The 6,705-nt window shown below is 71.9% G+C and carries 10 protein-coding genes and 1 tRNA gene; 4 read left to right on the top strand and 7 right to left on the bottom strand.

Translation table 11 applies throughout. From position 1 onward, the window contains the following. From LCD31_RS13890 to dusB, 4 genes are all read right to left on the bottom strand, one after another. The coding region (locus tag LCD31_RS13890; protein WP_224958556.1) for a hypothetical protein at positions 1-330 on the bottom strand (330 nt) is incomplete at its 3' end. A 258-nt stretch (positions 331-588) separates the two neighbouring features. Continuing rightward, a complete protein-coding gene (locus LCD31_RS13885) occupies positions 589-1,479 on the bottom strand; it encodes a GGDEF domain-containing protein (protein ID WP_224958555.1) in 891 nt (296 codons plus the stop codon). A 262-nt stretch (positions 1,480-1,741) separates the two neighbouring features. Continuing rightward, a complete protein-coding gene (locus LCD31_RS13880; protein WP_224958554.1) occupies positions 1,742-2,170 on the bottom strand; it encodes a hypothetical protein in 429 nt (142 codons plus the stop codon). Positions 2,171-2,177: 7 nt separating this feature from the next. After that, complete coding sequence (gene dusB, locus LCD31_RS13875; protein WP_224958561.1) at positions 2,178-3,326, bottom strand: tRNA dihydrouridine synthase DusB; 1,149 nt, start codon at positions 3,324-3,326, stop codon at positions 2,178-2,180. A gap of 128 nt (positions 3,327-3,454) precedes the next feature. Here dusB and LCD31_RS13870 point away from each other — a divergent pair. Both LCD31_RS13870 and LCD31_RS13865 read left to right on the top strand, forming a co-directional pair. Further along, positions 3,455-3,530 (top strand) — tRNA-Lys (locus LCD31_RS13870). Positions 3,531-3,846: 316 nt separating this feature from the next. Then, on the top strand, positions 3,847-4,275 hold the full coding sequence (locus tag LCD31_RS13865; RefSeq protein ID WP_224958553.1) for a VOC family protein: 429 nt from the start codon (positions 3,847-3,849) through the stop codon (positions 4,273-4,275). On the opposite strand, the gene LCD31_RS13860 is transcribed toward LCD31_RS13865, so the two are convergent. Together LCD31_RS13860 and LCD31_RS13855 are read right to left on the bottom strand one after the other, a co-directional pair. After that, the gene (locus tag LCD31_RS13860) at positions 4,247-4,612 is read right to left on the bottom strand and encodes a hypothetical protein (RefSeq protein WP_224958552.1); all 366 of its coding nucleotides are present in this window, start codon (positions 4,610-4,612) and stop codon (positions 4,247-4,249) included. The genes LCD31_RS13865 and LCD31_RS13860 overlap by 29 nt on opposite strands. An 87-nt stretch (positions 4,613-4,699) precedes the next feature. After that, positions 4,700-5,257 (bottom strand): TetR/AcrR family transcriptional regulator, encoded by a 558-nt coding sequence (locus LCD31_RS13855; protein WP_224958551.1) that lies wholly within the window; start codon positions 5,255-5,257, stop codon positions 4,700-4,702. A gap of 88 nt (positions 5,258-5,345) precedes the next feature. Here LCD31_RS13855 and LCD31_RS13850 point away from each other — a divergent pair, with 88 nt between their 5' ends. Further along, entirely contained in the window at positions 5,346-5,804 is a 459-nt protein-coding gene (locus LCD31_RS13850; RefSeq protein WP_224958550.1) for a nuclear transport factor 2 family protein, read from the top strand. Positions 5,805-5,816: 12 nt separating this feature from the next. Here LCD31_RS13850 and LCD31_RS29090 read toward each other — a convergent pair whose 3' ends face one another. Beyond that, positions 5,817-5,945 carry a hypothetical protein gene (locus tag LCD31_RS29090; protein WP_255618725.1) on the bottom strand — a complete coding sequence of 43 codons (129 nt, stop codon included), beginning with the start codon at positions 5,943-5,945 and terminating at the stop codon, positions 5,817-5,819. A 141-nt stretch (positions 5,946-6,086) separates the two neighbouring features. On the opposite strand from LCD31_RS29090, the gene LCD31_RS13845 reads away from it, so the two are divergent. After that, entirely contained in the window at positions 6,087-6,692 is a 606-nt protein-coding gene (locus tag LCD31_RS13845; protein ID WP_224958549.1) for a TetR/AcrR family transcriptional regulator, read from the top strand. Positions 6,693-6,705 lie beyond the last annotated feature (13 nt).

The raw sequence follows: 6,705 nt of genomic DNA, 5'->3' as shown, positions 1-6,705 counted from the left end.
GGACGGTGCTTGCGGGGACTGGGGGGCCTGCTGCGCGGCGGGAGGTTGCTGGGCCGCGGGGGACTGCGGCTGCGCGGCGCGCGACCGGCGTCCGCCACCACCGTCGGGGGGCTCGGGTTCGGCGGCTCGGCGGTGCGAGCCGGTGCCCGCGCCGGGGGCCTTGCCGTGCTTGGACAGGAGGTCGAACACCCGCGTCCCGCCGGTGCCGTCGTCGCCTAACGCGCGGCGGCGCCGCCCGGACTGCTGTTCGGGGGCGTTGTCCTCGTCCGGGCCCCCGTCTTGGTGGGGACTGTGGTGCCCGTGCTGGCCATGCCGGGGGTCCTGCGGCACCCGTGTTCCCTCCCCACCGTCGCAATCGATGGTGTCGTCGTTCGGTATGGGCGTCAGCGGTCGACTCCCCGAAGTCCTATCGCTTAACGCTCCCGAGATAGTACGGCTGATCGCCCGAACTGACGATAGTGGGCGACAATTTCTTCACAATCAGTGCACGATTCGCTGAGAACGTGCGCCGGAACGCCCAACTGTGTTACGCCACTTGACCGGCACATACACCCTGTGTAGGTACCTTCGGTTCCGGCGGGATCGCTCTCAGTAGCCGAGCAGTCTGGCCCCGGCGCGCCGCTCCGCGCCCAGGCCCGCGATGTGGACCTCGCTCGCGGAACGGTAGGCGACGGCGTTGCGGCCCGATTGCTTGGCCGCGTACAGCAGCGCGTCCGCGCCGATGAGCTGCTGCTCGGCGGTCGCGGACGGCGAAGCGTGCTGCCCGGTGTCCGGTTCGTGCGCCATCCCGATGCTCACGGTGACGCGCAGCCCGGGCGCCAGCTGCGACCAGGGGAACCGCTCGATGCGGATCCGCGCCGCCTCGCACACCGCCACCGCGCGGGCCGCGTCGATGGAGGGCAGCACGAGCACGAACTCCTCGCCGCCGTAGCGAGCGCAGAACGAGCCCGACGGCAGCGCCTCCTGCAGCAGGTCCACGACCCGCTGCAGGACCCGATCCCCCAGCAGGTGCCCGTAGGTGTCGTTGACCTGCTTGAACCAGTCCAGGTCGACGAGTCCGACGGCCAGGCCGCCCGGGCCGTCGACGGCGAGCAGGTCGGCGAGGCGTTCGTCGAGGTAGCGCCGGTTGTAGCTGGCGGTGAGGCTGTCGCGGAGGCTCTGCTCGCGGGCTTCGGCGTGCTCGCGGCGCAGCCGGTTCACCTCGTGCCGGAGCTGTTCGGGCACGCGCGGCGTGTCCTGGGTGGACAGCAGGTCCAGCGCGGAGCGCAGGTGGTGGTAGGCCTGGCGCCACTGCCCCCGGGACGCCAGCAGCGCGGCGATCGACTCGTGCAGTTCCACCATGCCGCCCTCGTTGGCCAGCTCGTGACGCGTGCGTCGCGGCCCGAGGTCCGGCGGTGGAGCCGGTGCGGGGCACAACGAACGCGCGACGTCCTCGCGCAGAGGTTCGGGTCCGGCGAAGCCGTCGCGCAATCCGGTCATCGCTGTCACCTCCCGTCCGTGGTGTCGTCGGCTCCGGCGGGTCGCTTGAGGCGCCGGGATGCGTGTACTGCGGAATTCGCTCATCCGGCTTACCAGCCTTTGCTCCGAATTGGTGAGTGCGTCTCACGTCGCCGGGCTGCCTTGGTGTGTACCGGCCCTGGCCAACGGGTGGAAGCGAAACGGGATCTCCCCACCCGCACGGACGAACCGAGCCCGATGTGTTTCCCGTCACAGCAGCGCACGTGCCTGTTCTCCGTTCGCGTCATGAGGCACCCCCGGTCGGGCAGGGGGCGAATCCGTGGACCCGCCCGTCGAGCAGCACGAGGTGCTGGGACCCGATCTGCCTGCCGATGATCGTCCCGTCCCGGCGGACCGTTACCTCCACGCCGACGACCCGCACGTCACCGCGCGGCGGTCCCGTCGAGTCCGGTTGGTAGCCGGGGTCCGGCCGCAGCGTGCTCATCGCCGGTTCCAGCTGCACCGTGAGCCCGTCGAGCTCGCAGGTGCGGTCCGCGTAGTCCGGGTGCTGGGTGCGGGTGAAGAAGTCCTGCTGGGCCCGCGCCCCCGCGCGGGCGGCGGCGTCGTTCGCGGCGAAGTAGTCGCGGACCTGCTGCTCCGGGGCCGGTGGCTGCGGCGTGGTGGAGCACCCCGCGAGCGCGCACGCCGCGAGGCACAGCAGAGCGGTCCGCATCGTCGCGTCAGCCGCCGCTGTGGTCGATCTCGGCGCCCGCGGGCACGCACCGGTCCTCGGGGTCGTCCAGCCAGCCCTCGGGGAGCACGACCTTCCCGGCGGAGCCCTGGCGCCCGCGGGGGCCTTCGGCGTCGGCGGGGAACGACACGTCCGGGTCGAGGTCGGCGAGCAGGTCGTCGAGCTCGGCGAGGCTGGACACCAGCCCGAACCGGTGCCGCAGGTCGGAGCCGACGGGGAACCCGCGCAGGTACTGCGCCATGTGCTTGCGCAGGTCGCGGACGCCCTTCTGCTCGCCCATGTGCTCGCTGAGCAGCTCGCCGTGCCTGCGCAGCACCCGCCGCACCTCGCCGAGGTTCGGTCCCGGCGGGATCTCGCGGCCGGTGAACGCGGCCTGCAGGTCGCGGAACAGCCAGGGCCGGCCGAGGCAGCCGCGCCCGACGACGACGCCGTCGCAGCCGGTCTCGGCCATCATCCGCAGCGCGTCGCCGGCGCTGAAGATGTCGCCGTTGCCGAGGACCGGGATGCCGCGCACGGCCTCCTTCAGGCGGGCGATCGTGCTCCAGTCGGCGGTGCCCGAGTAGCGCTGCGCGGCGGTGCGCGCGTGCAGCGCGACGGCGGCGGCGCCGGACTCCTCGGCGATGCGGCCCGCGTCCAGGTAGGTCAGGTGGTCGTCGTCGATGCCGATGCGGAACTTGACGGTGACCGGGATGCCCGCGGGCTCGGCGGCACGCACCGCCGCGGTGACGATGTCCTCGAACAGCCGCCGCTTGTACGGCAGCGCCGAGCCGCCGCCCTTGCGGGTGACCTTCGGGACGGGGCAGCCGAAGTTCATGTCCACGTGGTCGGCGAGGTCCTCGGCCACGATCATCCGCACCGCTTCGCCCATGGTCACCGGGTCGACGCCGTACAGCTGCATCGACCGCGGGTGCTCGTCGGCGTCGAACGTGATCATCTGCATGGTCTGCGGATGCCGCTCCACCAGCGCCCGGCTCGTGATCATCTCGCAAACGTAGAGCCCCGCGCCGTACTCCCGGCACAACCTGCGGAACGCCACGTTCGTGATCCCGGCCATCGGCGCGAGCACCACCGGCGGATCCACCGCGTGCGGCCCGATCCGCAGCGAGTGCGCGGGCGGTTTCTCGGCGGTCGGCACCATCGAATCGAGCACGGTCACGCCTGCCATTGTCCCTGACGCCGAACCCGACCTTCGCGGCCCCGCGCGCCCCCGACGCTCTTCGGCCCACCGCCACACGAGATGACCACGCCCTTGTACGCTGACCCCGCGGGGCGTTAGCTCAACTGGCAGAGCAACGGACTTTTAATCCGTGGGTTCTGGGTTCGATCCCCAGGCGCCCCACCATCCCGCCTGGTCAGAGCGTTGTTCGGTTCCCGGATCAAGATCGCATCCACACAGAACCCACACGGAACCAGTTTGACTCTTTAGCGAAGGCTGCTTCGAGCGCCGTCGCCGCGTCCCGGCTGACCGTCTTCCGAGCCAGGTAGACGTCCTGGGTCATCGACACCCGGGAGTGCCCGAGCAGGCCCGCCCCTGACGCGGTGAGCCCCGGGGCAAGAGCCCGATGCGGTGAGGGGAGACCGACCGCGTCGCGTGCGCACGGATCCTGATCGGACGCCGAGTCGGCCGGAGTCGTCGGGGGCGTCGTTATGCTGCGGGGATGGAGCAGCGGGTGAGCCTGGTCACGCTCGGCGTGGATGATCTGGGGCGGGCGAAGGAGTTCTACGAGCGGCTCGGCTGGCGCGGGCAGGAGCTCAGCGAAACCGTGTTCTTCCAGACCGGCGGCAGCGCGTTCGTGCTGTGGGGTCGGGAGGCGCTCGCGCGGGACTGCGGGCTGCCGGTGGATCGCGGGTTCGGCGGCGTCTGCCTCGCGCACAACGCCCGGTCCGCGGCCGAGGTCGACGAGATCGTCGCGGCCGCCGAGGCGGCCGGCGCTCTGGTGACCAGGCGTCCCGCTGAGACGTTCTACGGCGGCTACGCGGGCGTGTTCACCGACCCGGACGGGCACCCGTGGGAGATCGCGCACAACCCGGATTTCCCGCTCGCCGCCGACGGTTCCCTCACCGTCCCGGACCTCGGCGCCCAGTAGCCGAGTGCTTCCGCAAGAGCGCGGGCGACGGGCGGAACCACCGGCGCCCGACCGCGACGTGCACCGCGGACAGCACGACGAGCACCAGCGGCAGCAGCAGGTAGCCGACGAGTCCGGCGGTGAACTCGCCCGACGTGCCGCCCACGTCCGGCGACGTCCCAGTGATCATCACCAGGTCGAAGGCGGCGAACCCGCCGTTCACCAGCGTGCCCGCGAAGAACACCACCAGAACCCGGCGGGCCTGCCCGGCGATCGTCGTGTTCAACCCGCCCTGCACCAGGTAGCCGCGCCCGGCGACGACCACGATCGAGGACCCGGTTCTGCGGGTAGATCCCACTCGTCTTCCTCGTTCAGGATCCAGCGGTCGTGTCCCATGGCCCGGTGGCCGTACCCAGTGATCGGTCGTGGTGGGTCGGGTTCCGGATCAGCGGCGGTTGAGGAGGGCTTCGGCCGCTGCTCGGGCGTGGTGGGCCGGGGCCGGGGTGCCGGTGATCGCGGCGGTGGTGATGGCGCCTTCGACGAGGACGTTGAGCTGTTCGGCCAGCGCGCCGGCCCGCGCCTCGCCGGCGTCGGTGAGGAGCGTGGCGAGGTACCGCTGCACCTCGGTCTTGTGCTCGCGGACGACGGCGGCGACGGCGGGGCTGGTGGCGCCGAGCTCGCCGAAGGAGTTCAGGAACGCGCAGCCGTGGAAACCCGGTTCGGAGAACCACTCGTGCAGCCAGTCGAAGACGGCGAGCACCTGTTCGGCGCCTCGGGCGCGGGTGGTGACGGAGCGGGCGAGGGAGTCGCGCCACCGCCCGTCGCGGCGCCGCAGGTAGCCGACGACGAGCTGTTCCTTCGAGGGGAAGCACTGGTAGAGCCGTTTGAGCGAGACGCCGGAGGCGGCGCGGATCTCGTCCATGCCGACGGCCTGCACGCCGCGCGCGTAGAACAGCTCCTCGGCGGCGTCGAGTAGCCGGGTGGTGGCGGTGCGCTGGTCCATCGGTCTGCTCCCTGGCGTGGAGAACGTGCGTTCTCTAGATTAGCAGCGCGGAGAACGCACGTTCTCCAGCGTGCGAGAGGAGAGCACCATGACCGGACGTCCCCCGTACCCGCCGTTCGGCGCGGACACCGCGGCGCAGAAGGTGCAGGCCGCAGAGGACGCGTGGAACACCACCGACCCGGAGGCGGTCGCGCTCGCCTACACCGAGGACTCGGTGTGGCGGAACCGGGACCGGTTCGTCACCGGCCGGGCGGAGATCGTCGAGTTCCTGCGGGAGAAGTGGCGCCGCGAGCTGGACTACGCGCTGCGCAAGGAGCTGTGGGCGTTCACCGCGGACCGCATCGCGGTGCGGTTCCAGTACGAGTGCCGGGACGCGGACGGCCGCTGGTGGCGCTCGTACGGCAATGAGCTGTGGGAGTTCGCGCCGGACGGGCTGATGCGCCGCCGCGAGGCCAGCATCAACGACCTCGCGATCGACGAATCGCAGCGGCGGATCTTCGGCCCGCGCCCGGCCGAGCAGCGCGGGGTGCCGTTCCCGCTGCGGTGACCGCGGTCGTCGTCATCCGCGCGCGATGACGGCTCGGACCAGCGGCCCCGGGTCGTCGTCCGCTCCTCGCGCCGTGCGGCCCAGGTCGAGCAGGTCGTCGAGCAGCGCGGTGATCCGCCCGGTCGTCCCCGGACGGCTCATCCTCGGATCACCCTGCGGTGAGCATCCATGACCGCGGCGGGCCGGTGGTCCGAGGCTCGCGGCGTCCGCATTCCGTACATGTACAGTGGTTCGTACATGTACGGAACCGGTCGCCGGGCCGGTGCGCACGGGAGGTGCGACGTGACGTCCCAGACCGCTCGCCAGCGGGTCCGCGGTGAACTGCGGCAGGAGATCCTCGACGCCGCCGAGCGGCTCATCCGGGACGAGGGCTTCCCCGGGCTCACCATGCGCAAGCTCGCCGGGCGCCTCGGTTGCGCGCCCATGTCGCTGTACTCGTACTTCGCGGACAAGCAGGCGATCCTGCGCGCGCTGGCCACCCAGGGCTTCGAACGCGTCGCCACCGACCTCGCCGGCACCGGCGGGCAGGGCGGCGTCGACGGGCTCCGCGAGCTGATGCTCGCGTTCGTGCGCTACGCGCAGGACGACCCGGTGCACTACCGGGCGCTGTTCATGAGCGGCACCCCGGCGGACAAGGCCGAATGCCCGGACGAGGTGAACCCGGCCTACCGGCTCGTCGCCGAGCGCGTCGCGGGCTGCCTCGAACAGGGCGTGCTCGCCGGGGACGCCACCGCGATCAGCACCGTGCTGTGGACGACCGCGCACGGCGCCGCCTCGGTGCTCGTCACGTTCGGGCACCGGCCCGCCGACTCGCCGGACGCCTACGCGGCCGCCGTGGTCGACAACGCGCTCGCCGGGTTGCGGGCCCGTCCCGCCACCCGGCTCTGAACCACCCGCTCCC

The organism is Saccharopolyspora sp. 6M (genome assembly GCF_020176775.1).
Classification (GTDB): domain Bacteria; phylum Actinomycetota; class Actinomycetes; order Mycobacteriales; family Pseudonocardiaceae; genus Saccharopolyspora_C; species Saccharopolyspora_C gregorii.
Note: the sequence above shows the minus strand (reverse complement) of the source record. Positions and strands in the feature narration are given on the sequence as shown.